The sequence below is a fragment of the Actinomyces sp. SKVG-SVH-4(1) genome (assembly GCF_048514265.1).
Taxonomy (GTDB): Bacteria; Actinomycetota; Actinomycetes; order Actinomycetales; family Actinomycetaceae; genus Actinomyces; species Actinomyces oris.
This window is the reverse complement of sequence record NZ_JBGEVE010000028.1, coordinates 1-1,602: the sequence shown is the minus strand read 5'-3', so window position 1 is coordinate 1,602 and position 1,602 is coordinate 1. Positions and strand designations below refer to the sequence as shown.

Below are 1,602 nucleotides of genomic sequence, written 5' to 3'. Positions count from 1 at the left end.
ACCAGCCCACCATACGGGCTCTTAGTGCCCCACCACCAGACCCCCAACACCGCAATACCAACGAAAACTCACACCGAGCCACCGAAAACCCACCAAGCTGTCACGAGTCAGGCCACACCTCCGGGCAGGCGCTGCGCGGCGACGAAGAGGAGGGGGAAGAAACAGGCCATGTTGAGGGCCCCGAGGACGATGCTCTTCCACCACCACGTTCCGCGTGGCAGCTGCCGGGAGGCGAGGAGGGCGAGGGCGCCCGCAGGGAGTGTCCGCATCAGTGCCGCGAAGACCGGATGCCCCGGAGGAAGGGCGTGGGTGGTGACGATGTACGTCGTCCCCCACACAGCCGGTGCCAGGGACGTCAGAGCAATCCAGGCGATTCTCGATCGGCGGCCTGACAGACCGGCGCCGGGCGCAGCCGACCTGGAGTCGCTCGAGGCTTGGGAGGGCGCGACATGAGTCATCATGCGTCCAGCCTGAGGTGCTCACATCGATTCGTCGATGACATAGATGAGATGAGAGCGATGCACACATAAGATTGATGAATGGAGTTGCAGCAGTTGAGGTACGCCGTGGCCATCGCCGAGGAACAGAGCTTCACGCGCGCGGCTGAGAGGTGCTTCGTGGTGCAGTCGGCCCTGAGCCGGCAGATCAAGTCCTTGGAGGGCGAACTCGGGGTGAGGCTGTTCGCGCGCACGAGCCGCAAGGTGGAGGCGACGCCCGCCGGCGAGGCGTTCGTGAAGCAGGCACGGTTGTGCCTCCGGGCAGCGGAGCGCGCGAAGGTTGCGGCGGCAGCTGCGCACGGAGACGTCCGGGGGTCACTGACCATCGGGGTGATCCCGACCGTGACAGCAGTGGATGTTGCGGCGGTGCTGGGCGCATTCCGTCGCAGCTACCCCGAGGTGGGCGTGCACGTGCGCACTGGCGGCAGTGATGAGTTCCTGCGTCGTATTGCGGCTGGGGAGCTCGACGTGGGTTTCCTCGGCCTGCCGGAAGGCGTGACGCCGCAGGGCGTGCAGATGCGAAAGCTCTCCCGGGAACGCCTGGTGGCGGTGCTGTCAGAGAGGCACCGATTGGCAGGTCGGCACCGACTCCGCCTGGAGGATTTGGCCGACGAGCCGTTCGTGGACTTTCCCGAGGGGTCGTCGGGACGCGAGCAGTCAGATCTGGCCTTTGACAGGGCTGGCCTCCGCCGTGAGGTGAGCTTCGAGGTGAACACGGCCGACCTACTCACCGGATTGGTGCGTCAGGGACTGGGGGCCGCTCTTGTCGCTCCCAGCGTGGCCCGAGAGGCGCCCGGCTGCGTGTGCATCCCCGTCAGCGATGGTCCGGTGCGGGTGGAGTACCTGGCGTGGGACTCATTCAACCCGAGCCCGGCTGCACAGGCCTTCGTTGACTCCATCCCCGCACGCCCAGCTCACCGCCCCTGTTAGCCACGACAGGTCTCATATGCGGGACGGCAGCCTTCGTGATGCCTCCGCCTGCGTTGTGGGGTGGTGTTGAGTGTCTTGTTGGTGCGGGATCATACGTGACTGGCCCGGAGCCGCTCGTGGCGGTTCCGGGCCAGCTGTGTGGTGTGTGCTCGGTGGTGTCCTACTCTCCCGCACC

The 1,602-nt window shown here is 66.3% G+C and carries 2 protein-coding genes; one reads left to right on the top strand and one right to left on the bottom strand.

Features of this window, described 5'->3' with window-relative positions; all coding sequences use genetic code 11:
• Nucleotides 1-107 precede the first annotated feature (107 nt).
• Nucleotides 108-461 (bottom strand): EamA family transporter, encoded by a 354-nt coding sequence (locus AB7V09_RS12915; protein ID WP_419144001.1) that lies wholly within the window; start codon nt 459-461, stop codon nt 108-110.
• A 78-nt stretch (nt 462-539) separates the two neighbouring features.
• On the opposite strand from AB7V09_RS12915, the gene AB7V09_RS12910 reads away from it, so the two are divergent.
• Nucleotides 540-1,427 (top strand): LysR family transcriptional regulator, encoded by an 888-nt coding sequence (locus AB7V09_RS12910; protein ID WP_419144000.1) that lies wholly within the window; start codon nt 540-542, stop codon nt 1,425-1,427.
• The last annotated feature ends 175 nt before the right edge of the window (nt 1,428-1,602 follow it).